This is a genomic window from Aestuariimicrobium soli (assembly GCF_051192575.1).
GTDB classification, from domain to species: Bacteria; Actinomycetota; Actinomycetes; order Propionibacteriales; family Propionibacteriaceae; genus Aestuariimicrobium; species Aestuariimicrobium soli.
The window spans coordinates 16,844-41,775 of sequence record NZ_JBPJSQ010000002.1; the positions used below are offsets into that span (position 1 = coordinate 16,844).

General features: G+C 69.1%; 28 protein-coding genes. 10 read left to right on the forward strand and 18 right to left on the reverse strand.

Annotated features, from left to right (window positions below; all coding sequences use genetic code 11):
• Window position 1: 1 nt before the first annotated feature.
• The 5 genes from ACSDQ9_RS01420 to ACSDQ9_RS01440 are packed head-to-tail and all read right to left on the reverse strand — an operon-like array spanning window position 2 to window position 6,537.
• Entirely contained in the window at window positions 2-2,173 is a 2,172-nt protein-coding gene (locus ACSDQ9_RS01420) for a YhgE/Pip family protein (protein ID WP_435142812.1), read from the reverse strand.
• A 2-nt stretch (window positions 2,174-2,175) separates the two neighbouring features.
• On the reverse strand, window positions 2,176-2,817 hold the full coding sequence (locus ACSDQ9_RS01425) for an ATP-binding cassette domain-containing protein (RefSeq protein ID WP_435142813.1): 642 nt from the start codon (window positions 2,815-2,817) through the stop codon (window positions 2,176-2,178).
• Window positions 2,814-3,392: a TetR/AcrR family transcriptional regulator gene (locus ACSDQ9_RS01430; protein ID WP_435142815.1), complete on the reverse strand. Its 579-nt coding sequence runs from the start codon at window positions 3,390-3,392 to the stop codon at window positions 2,814-2,816. The genes ACSDQ9_RS01425 and ACSDQ9_RS01430 overlap by 4 nt, the downstream gene beginning before the upstream one ends.
• A gap of 51 nt (window positions 3,393-3,443) precedes the next feature.
• On the reverse strand, window positions 3,444-5,819 hold the full coding sequence (locus ACSDQ9_RS01435) for an ATP-binding cassette domain-containing protein (protein WP_435142816.1): 2,376 nt from the start codon (window positions 5,817-5,819) through the stop codon (window positions 3,444-3,446).
• A 10-nt stretch (window positions 5,820-5,829) separates the two neighbouring features.
• Complete coding sequence (locus ACSDQ9_RS01440; protein ID WP_435142818.1) at window positions 5,830-6,537, reverse strand: phosphatase PAP2 family protein; 708 nt, start codon at window positions 6,535-6,537, stop codon at window positions 5,830-5,832.
• 58 nt (window positions 6,538-6,595) lie between these two features.
• On the opposite strand from ACSDQ9_RS01440, the gene ACSDQ9_RS01445 reads away from it, so the two are divergent.
• Window positions 6,596-7,375, forward strand: a complete 780-nt coding sequence (locus tag ACSDQ9_RS01445) for a DUF1206 domain-containing protein (RefSeq protein ID WP_435142820.1) — start codon at window positions 6,596-6,598, stop codon at window positions 7,373-7,375.
• A 15-nt stretch (window positions 7,376-7,390) separates the two neighbouring features.
• Here ACSDQ9_RS01445 and ACSDQ9_RS01450 read toward each other — a convergent pair whose 3' ends face one another.
• Together ACSDQ9_RS01450 and ACSDQ9_RS01455 are read right to left on the reverse strand one after the other, a co-directional pair.
• Window positions 7,391-8,140 carry an SDR family oxidoreductase gene (locus ACSDQ9_RS01450; RefSeq protein ID WP_435142822.1) on the reverse strand — a complete coding sequence of 250 codons (750 nt, stop codon included), beginning with the start codon at window positions 8,138-8,140 and terminating at the stop codon, window positions 7,391-7,393.
• A gap of 9 nt (window positions 8,141-8,149) precedes the next feature.
• The gene (locus ACSDQ9_RS01455; protein WP_435142823.1) at window positions 8,150-8,986 is read right to left on the reverse strand and encodes an EamA family transporter; all 837 of its coding nucleotides are present in this window, start codon (window positions 8,984-8,986) and stop codon (window positions 8,150-8,152) included.
• 141 nt (window positions 8,987-9,127) lie between these two features.
• Between ACSDQ9_RS01455 and ACSDQ9_RS01460 the strand changes: the two genes are divergently transcribed.
• A complete protein-coding gene (locus ACSDQ9_RS01460; RefSeq protein WP_435142825.1) occupies window positions 9,128-10,120 on the forward strand; it encodes a Gfo/Idh/MocA family protein in 993 nt (330 codons plus the stop codon).
• Window positions 10,121-10,142: 22 nt separating this feature from the next.
• Here ACSDQ9_RS01460 and ACSDQ9_RS01465 read toward each other — a convergent pair whose 3' ends face one another.
• Genes ACSDQ9_RS01465 through ACSDQ9_RS01475 form a run of 3 tightly spaced genes read right to left on the reverse strand, consistent with a single transcriptional unit; the run spans window position 10,143 to window position 11,837 of the window.
• Window positions 10,143-10,523, reverse strand: coding sequence for a thiol-disulfide oxidoreductase DCC family protein (locus ACSDQ9_RS01465; RefSeq protein ID WP_435142827.1), 381 nt, complete (start codon window positions 10,521-10,523; stop codon window positions 10,143-10,145).
• Window positions 10,520-11,020, reverse strand: a complete 501-nt coding sequence (locus tag ACSDQ9_RS01470) for a hypothetical protein (protein ID WP_435142829.1) — start codon at window positions 11,018-11,020, stop codon at window positions 10,520-10,522. The genes ACSDQ9_RS01465 and ACSDQ9_RS01470 overlap by 4 nt, the downstream gene beginning before the upstream one ends.
• Window positions 11,013-11,837 (reverse strand): DUF2786 domain-containing protein, encoded by an 825-nt coding sequence (locus tag ACSDQ9_RS01475; protein WP_435142830.1) that lies wholly within the window; start codon window positions 11,835-11,837, stop codon window positions 11,013-11,015. The genes ACSDQ9_RS01470 and ACSDQ9_RS01475 overlap by 8 nt, the downstream gene beginning before the upstream one ends.
• 49 nt (window positions 11,838-11,886) lie before the next feature.
• Here ACSDQ9_RS01475 and ACSDQ9_RS01480 point away from each other — a divergent pair, with 49 nt between their 5' ends.
• From ACSDQ9_RS01480 to ACSDQ9_RS01500, 5 genes are read left to right on the forward strand one after another with little or no spacing between them, the layout of a single operon-like run.
• Entirely contained in the window at window positions 11,887-12,315 is a 429-nt protein-coding gene (locus tag ACSDQ9_RS01480) for an MmcQ/YjbR family DNA-binding protein (RefSeq protein WP_435142832.1), read from the forward strand.
• 14 nt (window positions 12,316-12,329) lie between these two features.
• The gene (locus ACSDQ9_RS01485) at window positions 12,330-12,821 is read left to right on the forward strand and encodes a GyrI-like domain-containing protein (protein WP_435142834.1); all 492 of its coding nucleotides are present in this window, start codon (window positions 12,330-12,332) and stop codon (window positions 12,819-12,821) included.
• Window positions 12,811-13,611: a phosphotransferase gene (locus tag ACSDQ9_RS01490; protein WP_435142835.1), complete on the forward strand. Its 801-nt coding sequence runs from the start codon at window positions 12,811-12,813 to the stop codon at window positions 13,609-13,611. The genes ACSDQ9_RS01485 and ACSDQ9_RS01490 overlap by 11 nt, the downstream gene beginning before the upstream one ends.
• Before the next feature lie 4 nt (window positions 13,612-13,615).
• On the forward strand, window positions 13,616-14,173 hold the full coding sequence (locus ACSDQ9_RS01495; protein ID WP_435142837.1) for an AAA family ATPase: 558 nt from the start codon (window positions 13,616-13,618) through the stop codon (window positions 14,171-14,173).
• Window positions 14,170-15,006 carry a D-hexose-6-phosphate mutarotase gene (locus tag ACSDQ9_RS01500; RefSeq protein WP_435142839.1) on the forward strand — a complete coding sequence of 279 codons (837 nt, stop codon included), beginning with the start codon at window positions 14,170-14,172 and terminating at the stop codon, window positions 15,004-15,006. Before ACSDQ9_RS01495 ends, ACSDQ9_RS01500 begins: the two co-directional genes overlap by 4 nt.
• A gap of 31 nt (window positions 15,007-15,037) precedes the next feature.
• Here the strand turns inward: ACSDQ9_RS01500 and ACSDQ9_RS01505 are convergent, their stop codons facing one another.
• From ACSDQ9_RS01505 to ACSDQ9_RS01520, 4 genes are all read right to left on the reverse strand, one after another.
• Window positions 15,038-15,397: a hypothetical protein gene (locus tag ACSDQ9_RS01505; protein WP_435142840.1), complete on the reverse strand. Its 360-nt coding sequence runs from the start codon at window positions 15,395-15,397 to the stop codon at window positions 15,038-15,040.
• Window positions 15,398-15,679: 282 nt separating this feature from the next.
• Entirely contained in the window at window positions 15,680-16,177 is a 498-nt protein-coding gene (locus ACSDQ9_RS01510) for a hypothetical protein (protein WP_435142842.1), read from the reverse strand.
• 38 nt (window positions 16,178-16,215) lie between these two features.
• Window positions 16,216-18,477, reverse strand: coding sequence for a maltose alpha-D-glucosyltransferase (treS, locus tag ACSDQ9_RS01515; protein ID WP_435142844.1), 2,262 nt, complete (start codon window positions 18,475-18,477; stop codon window positions 16,216-16,218).
• A gap of 31 nt (window positions 18,478-18,508) precedes the next feature.
• Window positions 18,509-18,997, reverse strand: coding sequence for a GNAT family N-acetyltransferase (locus ACSDQ9_RS01520; RefSeq protein ID WP_435142846.1), 489 nt, complete (start codon window positions 18,995-18,997; stop codon window positions 18,509-18,511).
• Between the two features lie 114 nt (window positions 18,998-19,111).
• Between ACSDQ9_RS01520 and ACSDQ9_RS01525 the strand changes: the two genes are divergently transcribed.
• Together ACSDQ9_RS01525 and ACSDQ9_RS01530 are read left to right on the forward strand one after the other, a co-directional pair.
• Window positions 19,112-19,945: a pseudouridine synthase gene (locus ACSDQ9_RS01525; RefSeq protein WP_435143708.1), complete on the forward strand. Its 834-nt coding sequence runs from the start codon at window positions 19,112-19,114 to the stop codon at window positions 19,943-19,945.
• Window positions 19,946-20,007: 62 nt separating this feature from the next.
• Window positions 20,008-20,445: an OsmC family peroxiredoxin gene (locus ACSDQ9_RS01530; RefSeq protein ID WP_435142848.1), complete on the forward strand. Its 438-nt coding sequence runs from the start codon at window positions 20,008-20,010 to the stop codon at window positions 20,443-20,445.
• Between the two features lie 753 nt (window positions 20,446-21,198).
• Here ACSDQ9_RS01530 and ACSDQ9_RS01535 read toward each other — a convergent pair.
• Both ACSDQ9_RS01535 and ACSDQ9_RS01540 read right to left on the reverse strand, forming a co-directional pair.
• Window positions 21,199-22,023 (reverse strand): ABC transporter permease subunit, encoded by an 825-nt coding sequence (locus ACSDQ9_RS01535; RefSeq protein ID WP_435142849.1) that lies wholly within the window; start codon window positions 22,021-22,023, stop codon window positions 21,199-21,201.
• On the reverse strand, window positions 22,020-22,943 hold the full coding sequence (locus ACSDQ9_RS01540; protein ID WP_435142851.1) for an ABC transporter ATP-binding protein: 924 nt from the start codon (window positions 22,941-22,943) through the stop codon (window positions 22,020-22,022). The genes ACSDQ9_RS01535 and ACSDQ9_RS01540 overlap by 4 nt, the downstream gene beginning before the upstream one ends.
• A 58-nt stretch (window positions 22,944-23,001) precedes the next feature.
• Here ACSDQ9_RS01540 and ACSDQ9_RS01545 point away from each other — a divergent pair, with 58 nt between their 5' ends.
• The gene (locus tag ACSDQ9_RS01545; protein WP_435142853.1) at window positions 23,002-23,910 is read left to right on the forward strand and encodes an AEC family transporter; all 909 of its coding nucleotides are present in this window, start codon (window positions 23,002-23,004) and stop codon (window positions 23,908-23,910) included.
• Here the strand turns inward: ACSDQ9_RS01545 and ACSDQ9_RS01550 are convergent.
• Both ACSDQ9_RS01550 and ACSDQ9_RS01555 read right to left on the reverse strand, forming a co-directional pair.
• On the reverse strand, window positions 23,894-24,295 hold the full coding sequence (locus tag ACSDQ9_RS01550) for a (deoxy)nucleoside triphosphate pyrophosphohydrolase (protein WP_435142855.1): 402 nt from the start codon (window positions 24,293-24,295) through the stop codon (window positions 23,894-23,896). The genes ACSDQ9_RS01545 and ACSDQ9_RS01550 overlap by 17 nt on opposite strands.
• On the reverse strand, window positions 24,285-24,872 hold the full coding sequence (locus tag ACSDQ9_RS01555) for an HhH-GPD-type base excision DNA repair protein (protein ID WP_435142857.1): 588 nt from the start codon (window positions 24,870-24,872) through the stop codon (window positions 24,285-24,287). Before ACSDQ9_RS01555 ends, ACSDQ9_RS01550 begins: the two co-directional genes overlap by 11 nt.
• Between the last annotated feature and the right edge of the window lie 60 nt (window positions 24,873-24,932).

A 24,932-nucleotide genomic window follows, 5' to 3' on the forward strand; every position in this document is an offset into this window, starting at 1 on the left:
GTCAGGGAGTCATCAGCGGCGGATGCAGGTCCTTCATCCGCAGCGTCCGCCGCCTGCTGACCACGAGCCACAACAACCCCAGGTTGACCACCGAGAACGCGGCGAGAATGGCCAGGTCTCGTCCGAGGTGACCCATCAGCCCACCGGAGATCACCACCCGATAGGCGTCGATCAGGTAGGTCATGGGCAGCCACGGGCTGATCGCTGCGAAGAACGGCGGCAGGATCTCCTTCGGATAGAGGCCCTCGGCGCCCACCAACTGCAGGATCAGCAACACCAGCAGCGCGCTCGATCCGGGCGTGCCCATGGCCGTCCGCAGCAGGTGGGCCACCAGCGACCACGCCAAGGCACCGAGCACCGTGAGCAGCACCGTCAATGCCGGGTGCACCGGGTCGAGGCCGAGCCCGAGCCACACCACCCCGAGCATCAGCAGTGACCCGGCCGCCGCGATGACGCCGATCGGCAGCCAGGCCGTCACCGCCACCCTGAGCGACGACGCGCGCCCGGCCAGCGCTCGTCCGGTGATGGCGCGCACCACCAGGAACACCGAGATGCCGAACACCCACATGGCGATCGAAAAGAACATCGGGGCGAGGCCTCGTCCGTAGTAGGTCGCCGGGTTCTCGACGGTCATGTCGACCTGGGCGGGCTCCGAGAGCACCTGCACGGCCTCGTTCTGCTGGCTGGACGAGAGCACCGGGATGCGCTTGACGCCCGCCTCGAGCCCGGTCGCCAACTGGTGCGCACCGGACTGCAGTTTGCCCAGACCCTGGTCGAGCTGGGTCGCCCCTGTCGACAGCTGCCCCAGACCGGTCTGCAGCGTGTGGGCACCCTGGGCCACCTGGCTGGCACCGGACGAGGCCGTGCCCAGCCCCTGGTCGAGGCTGCGGGCGCCGGTGTCGGCCTGCTTGATGCTGGTCTGCAGCTGGGTCGCACCAGTGGCGACCTGGTGGGCCCCGTCGTTGAGCCGGTTGACGTCGGTGATGGCCGTGTTCACCTTGGCGCTCAGCTGGTCGGAGTTGTCGACCGCCTTCTTGACCTGTTGTGCCCGGGTGTTGACGGCGCCCGCCTTCGTGGCAATCTCGCCGGTGCGGGTCTTGGCGTTGGTGGTGGCGGTGCGCAGTTGCTGCCAGCGAGGATCGTCCTTCAGGGCCGGGTTGTCGGCCTCGACTTGGTCGAGCAGGGCGTTGGCCTGAGTCACGTCGGCCGCGATCGACGAGCTTCCTCCCGCGGCCACCTGCGTGATGGCGGCGGCGTCATCGGCGATGGTGGTGGCGTCGTCCTTCACCTTCGGCCAGGTGTCGCGCACGGTGGTCAGCGGCGGCACCACGGTGTCGCGCAGTTGCTGGGTACCGGCCGCCACCTGGTTGGCCCCACTGGTCAGTTGCCCGGCGCCGGTGTTCAGCTGGTCGAGCCCCGTCACCAGTTGGGACGACCCCTGCTTGGCCTTGGCCAGGCCCGTGTTGAGCGAGTCGGCCCCGGTGGCCAGCTGGCCAGCGCCGGCCTCGGCCTGCGACGCGCCGGTGGCCAGCTTGGCGGAACCGGCCTTGGCGTCGTCCAACCCCGCGGCCAATTGGCTGGCGCCCTGCTGAGCCTCGACCATGCCGGCACGCAGGGTCTGCAGGTTGGTGAAGACGGCGCGGAAGTAAGCCTCGATGGCCGATGAATTGACTGCCTCGGTGACCGACCCGCGGGCCTTGTCGGTGATCGACCCGATGACGAAGCCGTTGGCGTCGTTGCGGTGCATGACGATGTGGGCACGCTCGGGGCTGTCGGTCTGCCCGCTGACCAGGTTGGTCGAGAAGTCGGGGGGAACCACGATCGTGAGGTAGTAGCGACCTTCCCGCAGACCGGACTCGGCCTCGTCCGCCGTGGTGGGCACGAACCGGAACGTCGCCTGCTTCTGCAGTTCGGTGACGAAGTCCGACCCGGCGTGAATGGTCTCGGTGGTCGTCCCCGACTCGGTCTGGGTGGTGACCGTCGTGGGCCGGTCCTGGTTGACCACGGCCACCGGCAGGTTGCCCAGGCGACCGTAGGGGTCCCAGTTGGCGCTCAGGTAGATGGCGGCGTAGAGCAGCGGCACGCAGAGCACGAACACCAGGGCGATGGTCGGCAGGGGTCCGCGGAACCTGCGCAGTTCGAAGCGCGCCAGTCGCGAGAGGGGGAAGGACATGTTCAGGACTCCGATGAGAGGGCCGGCGGCGCGGGGGTCGACGACGTGCAGACGATGGCGCACTGTTCGTGCTCGGCCAGCGCGGTCAGGGCGGCGTGCACGGTGCGCCATTGATCGGTGGTCAACCGGGCATCGACATCGTCAAGGACGACGACCCGCGCCGGGCGCAGCAGCGCCAGGATCGCGGCCAGCACGGTGGCGGAGGCTTCGTCCAGTGATTCGACGAGGCTGTCGGAGGGCAGGGTGATCGCGCGCCCCTCGCCCACGGCCGAGCACAGTTCCGTGAACCGCCACTCCCCCGCCGACGACCGCACGTTGTCGATCAGGCTGCGTTCCACGACCGCCTCGCGCACCAACAGACGGGGTTCGAGGTCGACGAACTCTCCGGCACGCGCGACGGAGACCAGGTGGCGGTACCGGCGCCGCTCGGTGGTCGCGTCGACGTCATCGACGGTGACCGAACCCTGCACCCCGGCCATCCGCCCGGCCAGCGCCAGCAGCAGGCTCGTGCGTCCGGTCCCCTTGGGGGCGACCACCAGGGTGACCCGGCCCGCCTCGGCTTCGAGATCGACCGCCTCACGCCCGTGGACAACCAGACCCTGCGCGCGCAACACCACCCGGGTGGATTCCTCGTCGCCGGTCACGCGAGCAGCCCCCTCACCATGGTGGTCAACGTGTTCTCGATCTCGTCGAGTGGCCAGCGTTCGGGCACCACGGCGTATTCGAGCCCGATCTGCGACATCACGGCCTGCAGCACCCGTGCCGAGGTCTCGGCCGTCGCTCGCAGGGGCAGATCGAGGGCACGCACCTGCTCGACGACCGCGGCCAGTTGGGCGTCGCGGAGGTGTCGGTAGGCCGACGCCGCCTCGTGGTCATGGCGTCCGACAGCGGCGACCTCGGCCAGCGTCTGCGCCCATGGGCTGCCGTCGACGGCCGCCTGGGCCAGGCGTCGTCCGATCTCCAGCGGGTCGCGGGTGCCGGTCACCTCACCGGCGACCGCCTGGGTGGTCACGGAAGAACGGCGCAGGCACGCCGCCGCCAACAAGGCCGGCTTGCCCTCGAAGTTGGAGTACGCGGCGCCCTTGGTGTAGCCGGCCCGGGCGGCGATGCGGCTCATGGTCGTGCCCTGGTAGCCGTGCTCCAGGAACTCCTCGGCGGCAGCGTCGAGCAGCGACTCGCGAACGCGGTTGCGATCCGGACGGGTGCGGGTGGGTGGCATGCGGGCTCCAATCGATACTCCCAGTATTGAATACCCTGGGTATGCGCTTCGTCAAGCGCCGACGTAGTCCTTGAGGTGTCGTCCGGTCAGGGTGCTGCCGTCGGCGACCAGCTCGGCGGGGGTGCCCTCGAAGACCACGCGACCGCCGTCGTGCCCGGCACCGGGGCCGAGGTCGACGATCCAGTCGGCATGCGCCATCACCGCCTGGTGGTGCTCGATCACGATGACGTTCTTGCCGCCGTCGACCAACCGGTCGAGCAGGCCGAGCAGTTGCTCGACATCGGCCAGGTGCAGGCCGGTGGTCGGCTCGTCCAGAATGTAGGTGCCGCCGTCGGAGCCCATGTGCACGGCCAGCTTGACGCGCTGGCGTTCGCCGCCCGACAACGTCGACAGTGGCTGGCCGAGCGTGAGGTAGCCCAGGCCGACGTCCTTGAGCCGCACGAGGATCTTGTGCGCCGCCGGCGTCTTCGCCTCCCCCTGGGAGAAGAACTGTTCCGCCTCGTCAACGCTCATCTCGAAGACGTCGGCGATGCTGCGGCCGTCGATGGTGTGCTCGAGCACCTCGGGTTGGAAGCGTCGCCCGCCACACACCTCGCAGGTGGTCGAGACGGTCTCCATGAAGCCGAGCTCGGTGAAGATCAACCCGGCCCCGTTGCAGGCCTGGCAGGCACCCTCGGAGTTGGGACTGAACAGCGCGGGCTTCACCCCGTTCACCTTGGCGAAGGTCTTGCGGATCGGGTCGAGCAGGTCGGTGTAGGTGGCCGGGTTGGAGCGCCTCGACCCCTTGATCGCGCCCTGGTCGATCGCGACCACGCCGTCGCGGCCGGCGACCGACCCGTGGATCAGTGAACTCTTGCCCGAGCCGGCCACCCCGGTCACCACCAGCAACACTCCGGTCGGCAGGTCGACGTCGACGTCGCGCAGGTTGTTGTCGTCTGCCCCCCGCACCTCGATGACCCCGGTCGGGGTGCGCACCTCGTCCTTCAGCCTGACCCGATCACCGAAGTGTCGTCCGGTCAGGGTGTCGGCGGCCTTCAGGCCGGCCAGGTCGCCCTCGTAGACGATCTCACCGCCGGCCGAACCCGCCTTGGGGCCAAGGTCGACGACGTGGTCGGCGATGGCGATCGTCTCGGGCTTGTGCTCGACCACCAGCACGGTGTTGCCCTTGTCGCGCAGGTCGAGCAGCAGTTGGTTCATGTTCTGGATGTCGTGCGGGTGCAGCCCGATGGTGGGCTCGTCGAAGACGTAGGTGACGTCGGTGAGCGACGACCCCAGGTGCCGGATCATCTTGGTGCGCTGCGCCTCCCCGCCCGACAAGGTGCTGGAGGGACGATTGAGGCTGAGATATCCCAGACCGATCTGCACGAAGGCGTCCAGGTGCTCACGCAACCCGGCCACGATCGGCGCGACCGATGGCTCGTCCAGGTCGGCGATCCACGCCGCGAGATCGGTGATCTGCATGGCGCAGACGTCGCCGATGGACTTCCCGTGAATCTTCGAGTTGCGGGTGTGCTCGGCGAGTCGGGTGCCGCCGCAGTCGGGGCAGTCCTGGAAGGTCACGGCCCGCTGGACGAAGGCACGCACGTGCGCCTGCATCTGCTCGGGATCCTTCGACAGCATCGACTTCTGCAGCTTGGGAACCAGCCCCTCGAAGGTCACGTTGATGCCTTCGACCTTGATGCGGGTGGGCTCGCGGTAGAGCAGGTCGTGCATCTCCTTCTTGGTGTACTTCGCAATCGGCTTGGCCGGGTCGAAGTAGCCCGATCCCTTGAAGATGCGTCCGTACCAGCCGTCCATCGAGTAGCCCGGCACCTTGAACGGGTTCTCGTCCAACGACTTCGACGAGTCGTACAGCTCGTCGAGGTCGATGTCGGAGACCTTGCCGATGCCCTCGCAGCGGGGGCACATGCCGCCGACCTGGTTGAACGTGGCGACCTCGCGCTTGGTCTTGTTGCCGCGCTCGATCGTGATGCCACCCTGGGCCGACACCGACGGGGTGTTGAACGAGTAGGCGGTGGTCGACCCCAGGTTCGGCTCGGCGATCCGGCTGAACAACAACCTGAGCAGGGCATTCGCGTCGGTGACGGTGCCCACCGTCGAGCGCACGTTCGCGCCGATCCGTTCCTGGTCGACGATGATCGCGGTGGTCAGTCCGTCCATCGAATCGACTTCCGGACGATCGACCGTGGGCATGAACCCCTGCACGAATGCGGAGTAGGTCTCGTTGATCATGCGCTGCGACTCGGCGGCGATGGTGCCGAACACCAGTGAACTCTTGCCCGAACCCGACACCCCCGTGAACACCGTCAGGCGGCGCTTGGGCAGCTCGACGGAGACGTTCTTCAGGTTGTTCTCGCGGGCTCCGCGCACCCGGATCAGGTCGTGACTGTCGGCCTTGGCGGTGGACTTCTGCTCAGCTGCGCTCACGCGAGCGAGCCTACTGGCCCTGCTCGGCCCGCGAGGCCGTGACAGCGGGACGCTCGGGGTTGACGGCGGGGGGCAAGGCCCAGAACCCACCGCCGCGATTGATGCGTCGGTTCAGGGCGAGGCTGGGGCGCCACAGGCTCAGCCCCGCGCCGGTCGCCAGCCCGGCTCCCACCAGCAGGTCGAGGGGATAGTGGGCGGCGGCGTACATGCGGAAGAAGCCGACGAAGGCGGTCAAAGCCACACCGGCGACCACCACCCAGCGAAGGCGGCGACGCTCGTTGGCCAGCACCAGACAGCCCGCGATGGTCACTGCCGCGACGATGGCCGTGTGGCCGCTCGGCATGCTCATGCCGTCGCTGTAGCTGGTCATGGCATCGAGCTGCTCGGGGCGCTGGCGATGCACCACCTTCTTGAGCACGTGCCCGGGCAGCCACGCCAGCCCCGAGGCCAGCGCGAACGTGACCGCGGCGAACCGTCGGCGCAGCAGGAAGAGCACCACCGCCACGGCGAGGATGATCCACGGAGTCCAGGCGGGGCCGCCGAAGATCTCCACCCCATGGGCGATCGGGTCGAGCCACGCGGTCCGCAGGCCGCGGATGGCGTCGAGCGTCTGCCATTCGCCGGTACGGCGGGGGTTCCAGCGAGCCGCCACCACCCCGAGCAGGAACGAGACGAGCAGCAACGGCAGGCCCACCTGCCAGGATCGAACGCGACGCATTCGAGCAGTATGCCCGCGGCGTCGCCGCCTGTCGCCCGGCATCGCTAGTGTCTGCGGCATGTCGTCCGAAGTTAGAAAGCAAGCCCACCGTGTGGGCGAGTCGCCGGTGGTCGAGGCCGGAGCCCGGGCGGGGTACGTCGCCTCGGGCATCGTGCACCTGCTCATCGCCTGGATCGCCGCCCAGCTGGCCGTGGGCGGACGATCCGAGAACGCCGACCAGTCGGGAGCCTTCCGGGCGTTGGCGGGCAACCCGCTGGGCGTGGTGCTGATGGTCGCGATGGTGGTGGGGTTGGCCCTGCTGGCGGTCTGGCAACTGACCGAGGCCGTGCGTGCCTCGGAGTGGAAGGACCGCGTGAAGCCGCTGGGCAAGTGCGTCGCCTATCTGGCGCTGGCCTCGCCGGCGGTCACCCTGCTGGTCAGTCATCGTGCCGACTCGGGCGGGCAGACCGAGCAGACCACCCGCACGGTGCTGTCCGCCCCTGGCGGGCAGGTGCTGGTGGTCGCCGCCGGGCTGGTCGTGGTGGGGGTGGGTGCCTACCACGTCTACAAGGGCGCCACCCGGAAGTTCCTGGACGACCTGGTCACCCACCCCGGACGAGCGGCGCAGGTGCTCGGCACCGTCGGCTACATCGCCAAGGGCGTCGCCCTGCTGGTGGCCGGTGGCCTGCTCGCCTGGGCCGGCATCAGCGGCGACACCGATCAGGCCCGCGGCCTCGACGGGGCGTTCAAGGCCGTGCTGTCGGTCAGCTTCGGGCGGGTGCTGGTGGTCGTGATGGCCGTCGGGTTCGTCTGCTTCGCGGCGTACTGCGTGCTGCGGGCGCGGCACGCCAAGGTGTGACGCCGGCGGGCAGGCTCAGAGGGCCGGGGTGGCGAACCCGCCGTTGGAGTACAGCAACTGCCCGCGCAGCCAACTGCCCTCGTCCGAGAACAGGAACCGGACGAGGTCGCCCACGGTGCGGGTCTCGCCCAGGTGCCCGGCCGGGGTCTGCTTGGCACCGGCAGCACGGATCTCGTCGTCCATCCAGCCGGTGTCGATCGGCCCGGGGTTGATGACATTGGTCCAGATGCCCAGGTGCGACAGCTCGTGGGTGCCCGCCAGCACCAGCCGGTCGAGCGCACCCTTGGTGGCGCCGTAGGGCAGGTTGTGCACGGTGTGGTCGCTCGTCAGGGCCACCACGGGGCCGCCCGGGCAGGGGTCCTGCTCGGCGAATGCCTTGAGCAGCAACCACGTGGCCCGCACGTTGACCCGATAGTGGCGGTCGAAGCTCTCGACGGTGGTGGTCAGGATCGAGGAGTCCACCGACTCGCAGTGGCTCATCACCAGGCCGCCGACCGGGCCCTGCTCGTTGGCCAGGGCGGTCATCAACTGGGAGGGCACCTCCGGGTCGGCCAGGTCGCCCGGCACCAGGGTGACCCGCCGGCCGAGGGCGCGCAGCTCGTCCGCGAGCTCGGTGACGTCGGCGGGCTCGCCGTGCACGCGGCGGTCGTAGTCGGCGAAGTACGACAACCCGAGGTCCCAGCCGTCGGCGGCCAGCGCGCGGGCGATGGCGGCGGCGATTCCCCGGCGGCGCCCGACGCCGGTGATCAGTGCGGTTCTCGGCATGACCGAAACCTAGCGCGACGCGCGCGTGGCCCCGACACTCGCCGCGATCACACACCCGATCGCCACCCACTGCACCGGCGCCAGCCATTCGTGCAGCAGCACCATCGCGGCCAGAGCCGCGGCGGCAGGCTCCAGGCTCATCAGCACGCTGAACACCCCCCGCGGGATCGAGCGCAGCGCGACCAGCTCGAGGCTGTAGGGAATCACCGAGCTCAGCAGCCCGACCGCCGCCCCGATCAGCAGCACCTTCGGTTCCAGCAGCCGCGAGCCGCCCTCGGCGATGGCGGGCCCTGCGAGTGCGAAGGTGCCGACGAGGCTTGCCACGGCCAGACCCGAGATGCCGGGCCAGGATCGTCCGGTCTTCTCGGCGAGCACGATGTAGCCCGCCCAGAAGGCCCCCGCCGCCAGCGCGAAACCGACGCCGACCCAGGTCAGCCCGTGCGGGGTGAAGCCCAACAGGGCCACGCCTCCGGCCGCGAGCGCCACCCAGATCAGGTCGCGGCGCTGGCGCGACAGCACCACGCCGAGGGTCAACGGACCGAGGAACTCCAAGGTGACCGCCATGCCGAGCGGAATCCGCGCGAACGACTGGTAGATGCACCAGTTCATGCCCAGCAGCATCACCCCGAAGGCCAGGGCGATCCCCCAGTCGCGGCGGGTTCGGCCGCGCAGCACCGGCCGGAAGAGCGCCACGAAGACCACGGCCGAGGTGGCCAGTCGCAGCCACACCATCGAGGTCGCGGGCACGGTGCCGAACAGGTGCTTCGCGATGGCGGCCCCGACCTGCACCGAGACGATGCTGGTCACCACCAGCCACGTGGCGGGCAGGGAGGGACGGGTGGGCACGCGTGCACTCTAATGGTCGCGTCGGGACGAATCCGCCGGGCGCGGCTCCGCGGTCGCCCGGCACCCGCTAGATTCGAAACTAGTCCAAGACGTGGACTAATACCCTCCACCAGCCCAGCACACACAGGAGTGTCCCCAGTCATGACGTCCCCCCTTCGCATCGCCGTCCTCAGCGCGTGGCACGTGCACGCCGAGGAGTACGGTCGCGCCGCGCTCGACCACCCCGACACCGAACTCGTCGCCGTGTGGGACGACGACGCCGACCGCGGGCAGGCCTTGGCCGACAAGCTCGGCGTCGAGTTCGCCCCCTCGCTCGACGAGCTGCTCGCCCGTGACGACCTCGACGGCGTCACCATCACCACCGCCACCACTGCCCACCCCGAGGTCATCGGTGCCGTGATCGCGGCCGGCAAGCACGTCTTCACCGAGAAGCTGCTCGCCACCACCCTCGCCGACGTCGACGACCTGGTCGCCAAGGCAGCCGAGAAGAAGCTGGCGCTCACCGTCTCGCTGCCCCGCCTGTTCCACGGCTACACCCAGGCCGTGCGCGAGGTGCTCGCCTCGGGCGAGCTGGGCGACATCACCTACTCGCGCGTGCGCCTCAGCCACAACGGCTCGGTGGCCGACTGGCTGCCGCCGCGGTTCTACGACGCCGACGAGACCATCGGCATCTCCGGCGGGGTCGGCGGTGCGCTCACCGACCTCGGTGCCCACCCGATCTACCTGACCAACCTGATCCTCGGCGGGCCGGAGTCCACCGGTGAGTACGCCAGCGTTCGCGCGACCTACACCGACGTCACCGGCCGCGGCGTCGAGGACAATGCCTCGGTCACGGTCGCCACCGCCGCCGGCGCGATCGGCGTGCTCGAGACCGGCTTCGTGTCGGGCCTGAGCCCATTCTCGATCGAGGTCGAGGGCACCAAGGGCGGCCTGCGCTACGGCTTCGACGGTCGCACCATGACCGTGACCGTCGGCGGCGAGACCCGCTCCGTCGAGGTGCCTGACGACGTGGAGCCGCCGTTCGCCCGTTGGGTGCGCGACATTCAGTCGGGCAACCCCGAGAACGAGACCCTGGCGGCGGCGCGTGCGCTCACCGCCGTGGTGGTGGCGGCCAACGAGTCGGCCTCCGCCTGACCCAGCCAGCTTGACCCAGCCGTCAGCCGGCGCGGCCGCCTCGACCCGTGAGGTCGCAGGCGGCCGTGCCGCCCGGCAACCGGTGCCGGTTCGTGGCCACCAGCGCATAGACCGGGCGAGCCACCCACAGCCCGGGCCGCGACCCGAGCACGCGGCCGACCAGCCGCCACGGCTGGCGGCAGGTGACCAGCACCGCCGCAATGGCTGCGGCCCCATAGACCACCGTGCCGTCGTCGCGCACGAAGGGCACCTCGCAGGACGCCCGGGCCGAATCCACCGGCCCACCGCTGTCGAGGCCGGCCAGCTGCAACGGCCTCACCTCTGCGCGCGGGCCGAGCTTCGCGAGCAGCCTCGCCGAGCGGGTGCAGAACCCGCAGTCGGGGTCGTACAGCAGCGCGCTCACGGCACCGTCGATCCCACGAGGGACAGCCCGGCCTCAGCCCAGGCGAGTCTCAACCATTCCGCCTGACCCGGTGCCCCGCAGTGCACGAGCAGCCTCAGCAACGCGGCCCGGAACGGCGCCCCGTGCGCCGGGGTGCTGCCGCGGGTCAGGTGATGGGCCAACTCATGGCACAGCGTCACCCGCGTGCCGCCCCAGTGGGCCAGCCTGATGGTGGCCGGTGACTCGTTGTCCGTCGACCCGGGCACGTAACTCGACCGGGTCTGGCCTCGCGCGTGAGCCACGGTGACCGGCGGTTCGCCGAGCTCGATGCAGGTCAACGTCGCGAACCCCTGGGCGGCCGCCAGGGTGGTGAACTCCTGGGCCTGCTCGAGGCGCAGCACTCGTCCGAAGGCGGTCACCTCTCCCCCGCTGGGCAGCAGCTCGAGGGCGGCCTCGAGCCGATGCTCGGCCAGGTAGACGGCGTCCCGGTCGGGGTCCGCGGCACTCACCTCAGGCACCGCGCACCTGCTTGGCCCCAGACATCGACGCCCTCGAACCGGCCCGACGCCCGGCCTCGGTCGAGGGCCCGCGCATCGACAGGGCGGAACTCCCCCGCCAGGACGATCGGATGCGGTCGCGCTGCACCCGGCGCCGGTAGAACTCGTTGACCTCCTCGGCCTTCTCCCGCAATGCCAGCGTCGTCACCGACACCCGCTTGCCGTCGGCGAGCGCCTGCTCGGCGGCGAGGCGCTCATCGGACTCGCGCACGGCTTCGTCCCTCGCCTCGGTGAACCGCCGACGAATCTCGGCGATGAAGCCCTCGTAGAAACTGCGCCGGGCGACCCGAGCGGTCATCGGCTTGGTGACCAGTCGCCCCCACCGGTCGTGACCCACCGGGTAGTGCTCACCGCGCCAGGCACCCTCGCGCAGCCACACATTGCCCCAGCGCACCATCTGCTCGGCCAAAGCCACGTGAATGGCCTCGGTGACGTCGAGGTCGGAGGGGAACCCCAGCGGGTACACCACGGACGAGTTGGCCGCGATCAGGCACTTGACGTCATTGGCCTCGGCCACCACCAGGAACAGCGATGCCACCTGCTTGAGGTGGTGCGAACCCGCCTTGCCGAGTGTGATGCTGCGCTCCTCGGGCGTCTCGCGGGCCTGGCTCGAGGCCTGCGCATGGCGCGCCACCGCCAACTCGACGGCATGACGGCTCGCCAAGGCCTGGGCCTTGGCGAACAGCGCCTCGGCCTCGTCGACCGAATCGGTCGACTCGGCCTTCGACAACAATTTGCCGATGCGCGCGACCACGGAGTCCTTGCCACCACCATGCATGCCCTCAGCCTAGAGTCGGGCTGTGACACAGTCTCAGCGAGGATCGACCGTGGCCGACATCGAGGCCTTCTGCGAGGCCCTGCCCGAGGTGGTGCGGGGTGGTTCCGACGACCTGCCCAGCTGGGCCTTCCGCGACAAGACGTTCGTGTTCTTCCGTGAGCCCCGGCCCGACGCCGTCGACGACGCCGGCGAGCGGTTGACCGATGTCATCTGCCTGCGCACCCGGGGAGCCGATGCGAAGGCGGCTTTGGTCGACGACGACCAGAATCCGTTCTTCACCACCCCCCACTTCAACGGCTACCCCGCCGTGCTGGTGCGCGAGAGCCGCCTGCCAGAGCTCGATCGCGACCTGTTGCAGGAGGTGATCCTCGACGGCTGGCTCGCGCGGGCTCCGAAGCGCCTGGCGAAGGAATACTTGGCCAGCCTCGAGGCCCGACCACCGGGTTCGGACGACGAGTCCCCCCACCGCACACAATGAGGCAGGCTGAACCCATGACCTTCACCATTGCCACTCCCGAGATCGTCGAGGCTCCCGAAGTTCCCTGGGTGGGCGTCAGTCACCAGGTGACCATGCAGCAGATGGACCAACCGGCCAAGAGCTTCGCCACGGTCGCGGCCTGGCTGGCCGAGCGGGGCATCGCCCCCGAAGGGCCCCCGTTCTACAAGTACGAGGTGATCGACATGGCCGCCGAGCTGACCGTGGTCGCGGGCTTCGCCGTGCCGGAGCCGCAGCCCGGGGACGGCACGGTGATCTCCGGCACCCTGCCCGCGGGCCGCTACCTCACCGTCAGCCACACCGGTCACCCCGACGAACTCGAGGAGGTCACCCGCCAACTGCTCGCCTGGGCCGACGAGCAGGGCCTCGCGTTCGACTGCACCCCCGATCAGCGCGAGTGGGCGGCTCGACTGGAGTTCTACGCCAACGACGACGACCCCGACATGTCGACGTGGGAAACAGAGTTGGCGTTCAAGCTTGCCGACTGACAGCCCCAACCGACCCGATCCCACGGCGGCTCCCGCGCCCCTGGTCGTCGATCTGGCCGCCGGACGAGCGCTGACCCCCGTCTGGCAGAACCCCGTCATCGGGTCGTCCACCTGGCGCATCGACGACACGTCTGCTGCCGAATCGGGTGGTGACCCGGTCGAGTACGTCAAGGTGGGCCCCCCGCACTGGGAGTTCGAGGTCGAGAGCGACGTGGCCCGGCATCGGTGGCTGGCGACCCACGTGCCGGTTCCCGAGGTGCTCTCCTTCGGTGAACGTGACGGCCTGAGATTCCTGCACACCCGCGCCCTGCCCGGGCGATCGGCCGTCAGCCACGACTTCCCCTGCGGTGACGAGGCCATCGTCCGGGGTCTCGGTCAGGCGTTGCGCCGATTCCATGACACGGTTCCCGTGGCCGACTGCCCCAACACCTGGTCGGCGGACGAACGCCTCGCCCGCCTGCCCCGCTCGGCCATCGACGCGGACGAGACCCTGCTCGTCACCCCGCCGCTCGACGACGCGAACCGCGTGGTGTGCCACGGTGACGCCTGCAATCCCAACTTCCTGTTCGATGGCGACGGCACCTTCACCGGCTACGTCGACCTCGGTTTCGTCGGCGTCGCCGACCGCTGGGCCGATCTGGCCCCGGCGATCCTCAGCCTGGGTTGGAACTTCGGTGAGGACGCCGACCTGCACGCCCACCGTCGCGACCTGTTCCTCGACGGCTACGGCATCGCCCTCGACCACGCCAGGCTCGACCACTACACCCGACTCTGGAACGCTGGAGGATGACGCCATGACCGACACCCAGACCGGCCGGCCCCCCGTGGTGCTCATCAACGGCGCCCCGGGTTCGGGCAAGTCGACGCTGGCGGCTCTGGTCGCCGCCGACCTGCCGCTCGCCCTGGCCCTCGACATCGACCAGCTGAAGTTCTCCCTCGGCGGCTGGCGCGACGACCTCAACGCGGCCGGACTGCAGGCCAGACGGTTGGCGCTGGCCCTGATCGCCGAGCAGCTTGCCGAGGAGCACCCGGTGGTGCTCGGCCAGTACCTGGCCCGCACCCTGTTCATCGAGGCCCTCGAAGAGGCCGCCCACGCCGGCGGTGGCCGGTTCGTCGAGATCGTGCTCGACGTCTCGGCCGACCACCTGCGCACTCGGCTGGCGGGACGCTCCGCCAATCCCGACCGACCCGAGCAGGCCCACAACGCCACGCTGGTCGGGCCGGACGATGCCGATCGCCTCGTCGCCTCGATGGTCGAGCTGCGGGCGCTTCGTCCGCACGCCCACGTGGTCGACGGGAATGCGGACATCGCCACCACGCTGGCCGCCATTCGCGAGAGGATCGGCGCATGAACATCACCGACCTGCCCGGCATTGACGTCACCACCGCCGAGGGCTCCCACTTTGCAGTCGCCGATCACGGTGCCCACGCGTGGGCGTGGCAGCCCGCCGGCCACCGCCCCGTGCTGTGGCTCTCCGGTTCGTCCAATTTCGTCGACGGTTCGCCCATCCGGGGTGGGGTGCCGGTGATCTTCCCCTGGTTCGCCAACGGACGATCCGGTGACCAGCAGCCCGCCCACGGCCCGGTGCGCACGATGGCCTGGCGCCGCGACGAGGTGGTCGACGACACCGCGGCCAGTGGCACCCTCACCGTGCGCCACACCTACGAGGGCGACCTGCCCTTCGCCGCCGACGTCGCGGTGACCACCCACTTCTCGAACGAGGAGTTCAGAGTGGAGTTGTCGGTCACCAACACCGGCGAGCACGAGGTGACCTTCGAGCAGGCCCTGCACACCTATCTGGCCGTGTCCGACGTCACCCAGATCAGCGTGCAGGGGCTCGATGGTGTCGCCTACCTCGATCGCGCCAAGCATGCCCCGCAGCTGCACTGCACCCAGGCCGGCGACGTGGTGTTCACCGCCGAGACCGACCGGATCTACCTCACCGATGGCAGCGTGCGGGTCGTCGACCCCGCCTGGGAGCGTGACATCGAGGTCTCGAAGCAGGGCTCGGCCAACACGGTGGTGTGGAACCCCTGGATCGAGAAGGCCGCCGCCATGGGCGACTTCGGTGACGACGAGTGGCCGCTGATGGTCTGCATCGAGGCCGCCAACGTGTTAGACGATGCCGTCGTCCTGCCCGCGGGTGAGACCCACGTGCTCAGTCAGACGCTGCGCCTCAGCTGAACCGGCGACCGACCCAGGGTTCGGCAGGACCTCAGCGATAAAGAGTTTTCCCAGTGCCCCCCGCGACAAGTTCTCGTCCGCCGAGGCCCTCGTCGAAGACGCAGGCGACCTTTGCCTCATACGCCGGAAGCAATCCGGGGTCCTGCGATGATTCCGCTGCCCTGGGTGGATCGTCTGTCACCCAGATCGTCACCTGGGAGCGGGAGTAGTCCATCGCGCATGTCAATGGTCCGTAGTCGGGCTTGGGAGCGAAGATGATCACCTCCCAATGGCGGTCATCGACTCCTCGTTGGGCCGACTGGATGGGGTAGTTCACGTCCGTGAACTCGGTCGATGAGCAGGCGGCCAGCATTGTCACAGCGAGGCCAGCCACCAGCAGCCGTCGATTCATGGGGCGAGAATGACGGAGCCTGGAAAGGCTTGGTCAGCGAGAATCTGATCCGTGTAGTAATGGGTACACGTGGAACCTCCGGCGCCACCACTGGTATAACCCTTGGCATAGACCCTCCCGCTGGAGGACTGGGTATATACGGGACCTCCCGAGTCGCCACTCACGGTGCACGAACCTGTCTTCTGCCCCTTCGACATGCGCCTCGCCGTTCCCACATAAACTCCTTGATCGTAGTAGTCGACGGCGACATAGCCAACCGATACTACTTTCCAACCGCACAGATCACGTCCTGATGGCAGCTGCGGCGGCATCGGCCGCCGCCCATGCTTCACCCAGGCTGATCGCCATACGAACCGTCGTGACAGAACTCAGGTCAACTCTGGGCAGCCGGACATGCTTGCCTGCTCGAGCGACGTCCTCAGCCAGAGGTGCTTCGGCTTTGCCCGCACCAGCGAGTTGCAGCAGAGCCATGCCCTCATCGCTGGCGGGCAACATGGCCAGGCACGAATCTGGATCAACCGTCGGCGGACCGAACGCACTCCAATGCGCGTCTGCCAGGAACACCACCGGGGAGTACAGCTCGACGCATCGGTCGGGCAGTTGCAGCAGCTCGCCATGGGCGACCAAAACGCCCGTCTCCTTGTCCCTGATCGGGAGCGCCGAGGCCGGGGGGCTTGTCTCCGCTTGGGCTGTCGCTGTTCCGCTGAGTACCAAGCTCACACAGGTCATCAGCGCGAGCAGTCCCCACCAGTTCGAGCGTGGACGTGAAGTTCGGCCCATGATTCAGTGTGCGCGGCGCCGATACCGGAGTCAATACCTCATTCCTTGATGATCAGCGCCTTTCCGCCGAAGGGCTCGAGCGTGACCGAGAAAGATCCCTGGCACAGGCCGGTCTCGACGTCGGCCGCGCCCACCTCGACGGTGCCGACGGTGCGCCGGGCCGCGAGGTCGAGCACTCGTCCGGCGGGAACGTGCACCGACTGCACCTGAGCGGTCACGGGCTGGTTCGAGAAGTTAAGCACCGTCACCTGGCAGGCGCCGATGGCCAGCCGGTTGATCAGCACGAGCAGCCCGGGCTCGTCAACGTCGGGAACCTCGAGCAGTGTGCCGGTGCCCAGACCGTGTCGGCGCCTAACGGCCAGCACGTCGGCCAGCCGGCGGGCGAAGGAGTCGGGATCGTCCAACTGGGCGGGCAGCGATCCGTACAGCGCGTGTGCGAGGGGCACGTTGGTGCTGGCTGCGGTGTCGTCGCTGCTGACGCCGAGCAGGTCGTAGGCACCGCGCTCGATCCAGCGAGTGTCCCCGGTGGCGATCAGGCTCTGCACCTGCTCCCTCGCGAGCGGGACGGCTCCCACCAGGTCCCAGCCCGAGAGGGCGAAGACTCCCGGCTGCCAGGCGTTGTACTTCGCGAGCAGCAGGTGGGCATCGCGCACCGTGGCGACCTGCTCGTCGGTGAGGTCATCGAGCGAGCTGATCCCCAGCGCCGCCGTGATCACCGAGGCCGTCGTGCAGGCGATCCCGTTCTGCACGAACAGCGCGTTGTACGGGGCGGCCTCCCCGGCCATGGTGGTGCGCATGGTCGTGCGTACCCGTTCGGCGAGCTCGCGGCCGGTGAGCTCCTCGCCCGCGAACGTGTAGGTGTCGTGCGCGTGGGCCGACTCGAAGTGCACCAGTTCGTAGGTGAGCTCATCGTGGTTCTGCAGGGCGTGCACCAGCGAGGCCTGGTCGATGCCCAGGGCCAGCGACTCGTTCAGGGTCAGCCGCAGGAACTCGGTGTCGCCGGTGAGCAGGGCCACGTGGTACCCCGGCCGGGTGACGAAGTCGTAGGAGAGGTCGGGGCCGACGGAACCGGTCGCGACGATGTCGTCCATGGCGAGGTTGAGCTCCTGGAAGGTGAAGCCGCCCACCTTGCGCACCATCGAGCCGATCAGCTGGTTCGCGGCCTGCGACAGAGGGTGACCCTCCGACCAGGCCAGGTCGTCCGCGCGCTTCTCGACCCCGAGGAAACCGTTGGCGTCGAGGCGGAGCCCGCCCGAGCCGAGGTCGGTGAGCGAGTGCAGGGCGTCGCCCATCACCATGCGCATGCCGGCGAAGGTCGGGTCGAGCCAGTTGACCGATGGCTGCCCGTCCTTGAAGTAGTGCAGATAGACCCATCGGCGGGCGACCCCGTCGACGCCGTGCACCTCGCGGCTCACCGACCAGTTGGTCTCCTTCACGCCGGGCTCGTAGAAGATGACCCGCTGCAGGGCACCGATGATGTAGCCCTCGTCGGCCAACTTCTGCTCGGTCTCGGCGTCGAGGTTCACCGAGTCGCGGCCCTCGGGCACGTCGGGCAGCAGGTGCCAGGCCTCCTCGGGGATCGACACCATGTGGTAGATGCCCGGGTAGTCCTGGTAGTTGATCTCGGCGAGGCGGAAGTCGGCGCCCTTGCCGGTGTGACCGGGGACGATGTCGTCGATGACGGTGCCGTGGTGGCGCGCGGCCGCCTCGCACATCTCGCGGTACTCCTCCTCGGTGCCGAAGATCGGGTCTATCACCATGCTGATTCGGTCGAAGTGGCCGTCGACGGACGGGGTGAGCGTCCAACCCGAGATGCCGCCGGCGAGCTTCACTGGCCCGGTGTGCACGGCGTCGATGCCTATCTTTTCGAAGGCGCTCCACAGGTCGTCCGAGCCGAGGGCCGACAGGAACGACTCCCCCGGCCGGGTGACGAACGACAGTGGGTATGCGGTGAACCAGACCTGGGCCTTGTCAAGCGCCGCGCGCGGGTCGGGCTGGGCGTACGGGTTCGACCACATCGATGCGTGCCCGGCCAGCTGCCGGGCCAGCACCGTGGCGTCCTTGAGCATTGACTGCTCCACCAGCCAGGCGACATAGGCGGTGTTGCGACCGTCGGCCTCGAAGGGAGGCGCCGCGATGCTGCCCGGGGTCGGCTGGCGCCGCATCGCGCGCGGTCGCAGCTTCGAGGGACGAGCCGCGAAGCGTTGCGACTCGAAGCTCAGGTCTGCGAAGAAGTCGTCGGCGAGGTCGCCCGGGTGATCGCCCTGGGTCGGCTGGGAGTTCAGGTCATCAGTGGCCACTCGGCCACGGTACTGAATCGCCAGCCTGACGTCAGCGGGAGCGCGTCAGCCGCATCCACAGGTGCGGGATGTGGCCGTCGAGATGTTCGTCCCCCTCGACAACGAACCCGAACCGGCCGTACCAGTCGGCGAGGTGCGCCTGGGCGTGCAGGACGACGTCGCGCCGGGGTGCCTCCCGTTGGGTGAGTTCCAGCGCCGAGCGGATGAGTCGTCCGGCGAGCCCCTGTCCGCGCGCCGACTCGGCGGTGATCACGGCCCCGATGCGCCATGCCTGGTCACCGCGGTGGCCGTCGCGGTTGTCGGTCCACTCGGCCAGCCGGATGGCCGAGGCGATCTCACCACCCCGCTCGATCCACAGGTGACGGCTGGTCGGTTCCAGGTCGACGCCGTCGATGGCCTGGTAGGGGTCGCCCTGCTCGACGACGAAGACCTGCACGCGCAGCGCGAGCAGGTCGTGCAGCTGTCGGGTTGTCAGGTCGGGGCCGAGAACCGTGCGCAGGGGGCCGTGGGCTGGGGTCACGCGCCCACACTACGGGGCCGACACTACGATGGGCCGGTGCCCCGCTCCCCCCTCCCCCAGCGCTTCGGTCTGGAGGCGGCGTGGCTGCGCACCGAACCCGGCGGTTGGACGAGCCTGCGCGAGTTCCTGGTCGAGCGCATCCCCAAGGTGAGCCCCGAGCGCATCGACGAGATGTTCGCCGAGGGCCGCTGGTGCGACGAGCAGGGCCACCCCTACCCCGCCCACCAGCCCTACGAGCCCCACCGGTTCGTCTGGTTCCACCGCGACCTGCCCGACGAGGTCAAGGTGCCGTTCGAGGTGGGCGTCGTCGCCGAGGACGAGCGCATCATGGTCGTCGACAAGCCCCACTTCCTGGCCTCGATCCCCCGCGGGCAACACATCCAGCAGTCGGTGGTGGTGCGGCTGCGGCGGCAGTTCGACCTGCCCGAGCTGGGCCCCGCCCACCGGCTCGACCGCGCGACGGCCGGGCTGTTGCTGCTGGTCAAGCACCGCGAACACCGCGGCGCCTACCAGCAGGTCTTCGCCCGCCGCGAGGTCGGCAAGCGCTACCTGGCGGTGGCGGAGCATCGTCCCGAGCTGACCTTTCCCGCCGAGGTGACCAGCCACATCGTCAAGGACGTCGGCACCGTGCAGGCCTACGAGCTGCCCGACCGGGAACCCAACGCGCACACCACCGTCGAGCTGGTCACCCATCACGACGGGCTCGCCGGGTACCGGGTCACGCCCCACACCGGACGAACCCACCAGATCCGCCTGCACCTGCTGCGGCTCGGGATTCCGATCGTCAACGATCCCCTCTACCCCGAGGTGACGACCACCGATCTCGGCGACTTCAGCCGCCCGCTGCAACTGCTCAGCTCGGAGCTGTGGTTCACCGACCCGGTCACCGGCGAGCCCCGCCACTACCGCAGTCGGCGAGAACTGTCCTGCTGGCCCCGCTCGTCGTGAGTTCGTGCTTGGCTGGTGACCAGCATCGGCCGTCGGCCAAGCCACAATCCAAGGAGTGAGCCATGCCCCGTCCCATCGACAACACCGCCAGCGCCACCTGGAAGGGTGACCTCTTCTCCGGATCCGGCGAGGTGCGCCTCGACACCTCCGGTGCCGGCAGCTTCGCCGTCGGTTGGAAGGCGCGTGGCGAGGAGTCCGGCAGCACCACCACGCCCGAGGAACTGATCGCGGCCGCCCACTCGACCTGCTTCTCGATGGCCTTCTCGAATGGCCTCACCAAGGCTGGGCACACCGTCACCCAGCTCGACACCTCGGCCGTGGTCACGTTCGTGGCCGGCACCGGCATCACCAAGATCGCCCTGAAGGTCGTCGGTCAGGTCGAGGGCATCGATGAGGCCGAGTTCGTCCGGTTGGCCGAGGAGGCCAAGGCCGGTTGCCCGGTCTCGCAGGCCCTCGCCTCGGTTCCGGAGATCACGCTGGACGCGAAGCTGGCCTCCTGAGTCAGGATCAGGGGCAATAGTCCGTGAAGGGCTGCTGTTCGGTCGGCGAGCCAGTACTAGGCAAGGATGCTGCCAGCGTCTCTTTGCCGGGACCTCGGACTGACAGGGCGGCGGAAGTACTGGGGTTGAGCAGCACGACCACATTCCTGTCAGGGCGACAGGCTTGGGTTCCCACTCGCACGTCCTGATAGCCATCCGGCACGGCTATCACCAAGATGGATTCGGCAGGTTGCGCATGGGACCAGAACAGGAACTGAGGCCCGGGCGCCTTTCGGTCGCCGCACGAGTAGGCCACTCCCGCGGACCCGGTGACGACCAGGCATTCAATTCCGCTGTCCGTCGCCAAGAGGTACAGATCGCCATCAGGAACTGACTGAAGTCGCGCCCAATGAAAGGGTCCTTGCAGGTCGCCACGAATCTTGGTGAACCACGGAGGACGAGGCTGAGGCTCCGCGGGCAGTACCTCGTATCTGGTTGGACGAACCACGGTCTGGTCCGGCTGCTGGGGCCGCCTCGTCGGCTGGCAGCCACCCACGGCCACCGTGAGAGCACCGATCAGCAACCCAACCAGCAATGCCCTGAGGCGACGGAAGGCCCACCCCCGATCAGGGGTTATAGCGGCAGCCAAGGCCATTTTCCTGCACGGACGCATGAAGAGCCATGACATGAAGCTAGCACCGCTACGGGTACGTGGCAGCGGTTGGGCAGGTGTGCTTGGCCGACACTGAAGGCTTGTCGGTGGTCTGATGAGGCTCAGGTGATGTCGCGACGCCAGCTCGTCCGCCAACCCAACACCAGAAAGACCACGGCATAGGCCACCATGACCAGGGCACCGGCCCACCAGTCGAGTCCGGCGGCGGACGAGGCGCCGGTCATCTGCGTGTACAGACTGGCGCCGACCAGCGCATCACTGGCGGCGCCGGGCAGGAAGTTGGCGACATCGCCGGCCACGGGCACGAACGCGGCCACCACCCGCACGATGGGCTCGACGAACTGGGTGAACACGATCACACCCACGATGGCTGCCACCTGATGACGGACGAGCGCCCCCACGCCAATGCCGATCAGCACCCACAACACGGTGGCCACCAGCATGCGCGCGAGCAGCGCCCAGATGCGCTCGGTGTCGAGGTCGGTGGGCAGGCCCATGGCGGCGAGCAGGCCCGCGGATGGCGCCACCGAAGCGACCACGGCGACGAGACCGTGGAGCACGCCGAGCACGGCGCCGACCACCAGTTTCGCCGCCAGCACCCGCCAGCGCCGCGGGGTGGCCAGGAACGTGGGCGTGAGCGTCTGGTGGCGCACCTCGCCGGTGATCATCATGGTGCCGATCAGCAGCGGAAACACGTACCCGATGGCGGTGCCGGTGCTGTAGAGCAGCGCTGGCAACGAGTCCGCGGGCATCGGCATGGCATTGTCGCCGGTCAGCCGCCCGGTGGCCGAGGCCGCGAACACGAAACCGAGGGTTCCGGCCGTGAAGGCGACGTAGGCGAACAACACCAGGCCGAGCACCCACCAGGCCGAGGTGGTGACCTGTTTCGTCCATTCCGAACGGACGGCGTCAGTGTGAGCGCTCATGCCGACACTCGCTCGGGCTCCCCGGGAACCGCCCCGCTCACCAGATCGAGGAAGACCTCCTCGATGCCGGTCCCCCTGCGCTGCAGGTGGCCCAACGCCACCCCGGCCCGGGCCGCCACCTCACCGACCTGCACGGGGTCGACACCGCGCACGAGCACGCCCGCGCGGGTCGCCTCGACGGTCAGGGCGGCCGCCCGCAGTGCCGCCACCAGCGCCTCCCGGTCGGGAGCGTCGACCAGTGTGGCTTGGTCGGCGAGGGCGGTCAGCTCGTCGAGGGTTCCCTGGAACACCCGCCTGCCGCGGGAGATGACCACCAGGTCGTCCACCGTCTGTTGCACCTCGCTGAGCAGGTGGCTCGAGACGAGCACCGTGCGCCCCTCGGCGGCCAGCGAGCGCATCAGCCCGCGGATCCATTTGATGCCCTCGGGGTCGAGGCCGTTGACCGGTTCGTCGAGCACCAGCACCCCGGGGTCGCCCAGCAGTGCCGTGGCCAGCCCGAGTCGTTGGCGCATGCCGAGGGAGTAGCCACCCACCTTGCGGCCGGCGGCGTCGGCGAGCCCCACCAGGTCGAGCACCTCATCGACGCGGGCATCGCCGATTCCCGCGGCCCGGGCGTACACCCGCAGGTGGTTCGCTCCGCTGCGGCCGGGATGGAAACTGCTCGCCTCCAGGGCGGCCCCGACGGTGCGCAGCGGATCGGCGAGGTCGGCGTAGGTTCGTCCGCCGATGGTCGCCGAACCAGACGTGGCGCGCACCAGGCCCAGCAGAATGCGCAGGCTGGTGGTCTTGCCGGCCCCGTTGGGGCCGAGGAAGCCGGTGACCCGCCCCGGCTCGACGCGCGCGGACAGGTCGGTCAGGGCAGGCACGGCACCGAAGCGCTTGGTGAGGCCCGTGAACTCGAGCATCAGGGGGTCGGGCATGGGTCCATCATCGCAAACCCCCACCGCCGCCACCCGGGCACGGCACTAGTCTCGGGGCGTGATCGACGTCGTCATCCAGGCCCTCTCGCTGGTGGCCATCATCGGGCTGGGCCAGCTCATGCGGCGGCTGAAGTGGGTCGACGCCCGGCACTTCATGATCTTCTCGCGCATCGTGCTGAACTTCACCCTGCCCTGCGCCATTCTCACCAGCTTCCACACGGTCACCGTGCCGTTCGCGATGCTGACGCTCGGACTGGTCGCGGTCGGGCTCAACCTCTGCCAGCAGGTGAGCGCGTACCTGTTGTGTCGGCGGCAGGGGCGCACAACCCAGGCCTTCGGCGTGCTCAACACCGGCAGCTACAACATGGGGGCCTTCGCCACCCCCTACCTCGCGGGTTTCGGCGGTCCCACCGCGCTGATCAACGCCACCCTGTTCGACATCGGCAACTCGATCGTCGCCGCCGGTTGGGGGCGATTCTGGGCCTTCTCGATCGCCCGCCCGGGCCGCACCTCGATGGGTGCCAGTCTCAAGCGCCTGTTCTCGTCCACCATCTTCGTGCTCTACCTGGCGGTGCTGGTCATGCAACTGCTGCGGTTGCGACTTCCCGACCAGGTGATGCACTTCACGTCGACCGTCGGGGCCGCCAACACATTCCTGGCGATGCTGATGATCGGCATCGGGCTCGACCTGGATCTCGACACCAGCCAGCTGCGCGCCGCCGGCAGGTTCCTGGCCGTGCGCTACGCCTGGTGCATCGCCTTCGCCCTCGGATGCTGGCACCTGTTGCCCTTCGGTGACGACGTGCGCCTGGCCGTCACCACCATCTGCTTCGCCCCGATCGCCTCGATGATCCCGGGGTTCACCGCCGAGATCGGGGGTGACGTGAAACTGTCGGCGTTCATGACGTCGTTGACGATCCTGGTGAGCATCGTGGTCATGCCGGTGCTCGTCATGGTGCTGCGTTGAGTGCCGCGCTCGCGATGGCCACGTCGGCCGGCAGCCACTCGACCTCGTCGGCGTCGGCGACCCACCTCAGGGCGGCGTGTTCGAGCGCCTGCGGCTCCCGATCGCCGGCCTCGCACCAGAAGGCCTTGATCGCCCAGCGGTCATTGATCGGCCACAGTCCGTCGTCGGGGCCCTCGAGCACCTCGCCGACGGTGACCTCCAGCCCGAGTTCCTCGCGCAGTTCGCGGACGAGCGCCCGGCCCGGCTCCTCCCCCGGCTCGACCTTGCCGCCCGGGAACTCCCACAGACCGGCCAGGTCGTCCGGGTAGGAACGTTGGGCGGCCAGCAGGCGACCGTCGCGGACGAGCAGCCCGGCCACCACCAGTCGTCGGCGGTCAGCCGCCATGGGTCGCGGCCTTGGCAGCCGCCTTGACCGCCTTCTTGGTGGCGCGCACCTTCACCAGCGATTCCGGCGAGGTGATGTCGGCCACCGATCGGAAGCCGTCGAGGGCGTAGTCGCCGGCGGCCTTCTCCCACCCCGGCGGACGAACCCCGCGCTGCTTGGCCAGCAGCGCGATGAAGATCTTCGCCTTCTGGTCGCCGAACCCGGGCAACGAGGTCAGCCGCTTCTTCAGCTCGGCCCCGGTCTGAGCATCGGCCCACACCGTGGTCGTGTCGCCGTCGTACTCGTCGACCAGCACGCGACACAGGTCGAACAGGCGCTTGCCCATCGAGCCCGGGAACCGGTGGATCGCCGGCGGGATCGAGGCCTGCCTGACGAACTCCTCCTCGCCCAGGTCGACCCAGGCGCGCGGGTCGATCGAGCCGAGCCGCTCGAGCAGCACGGCGGGGCCCGAAAAGGCCTTCTCCATGGTCACCTGCTGGTCGAGCAGCATGCCCGCCAGCAGGGCGAAGTCTGAGGTGGCCAGCAGGTCGTCCGCGGTGGGGTCGCCGGTGAGGTACATGTCGATCAGCCTAGCCACGCCAGGCAGTCGGCGAGTGCCGCGAGCGTGCCCGTGCGCAGGGATGGGCGCAGGTCCTTG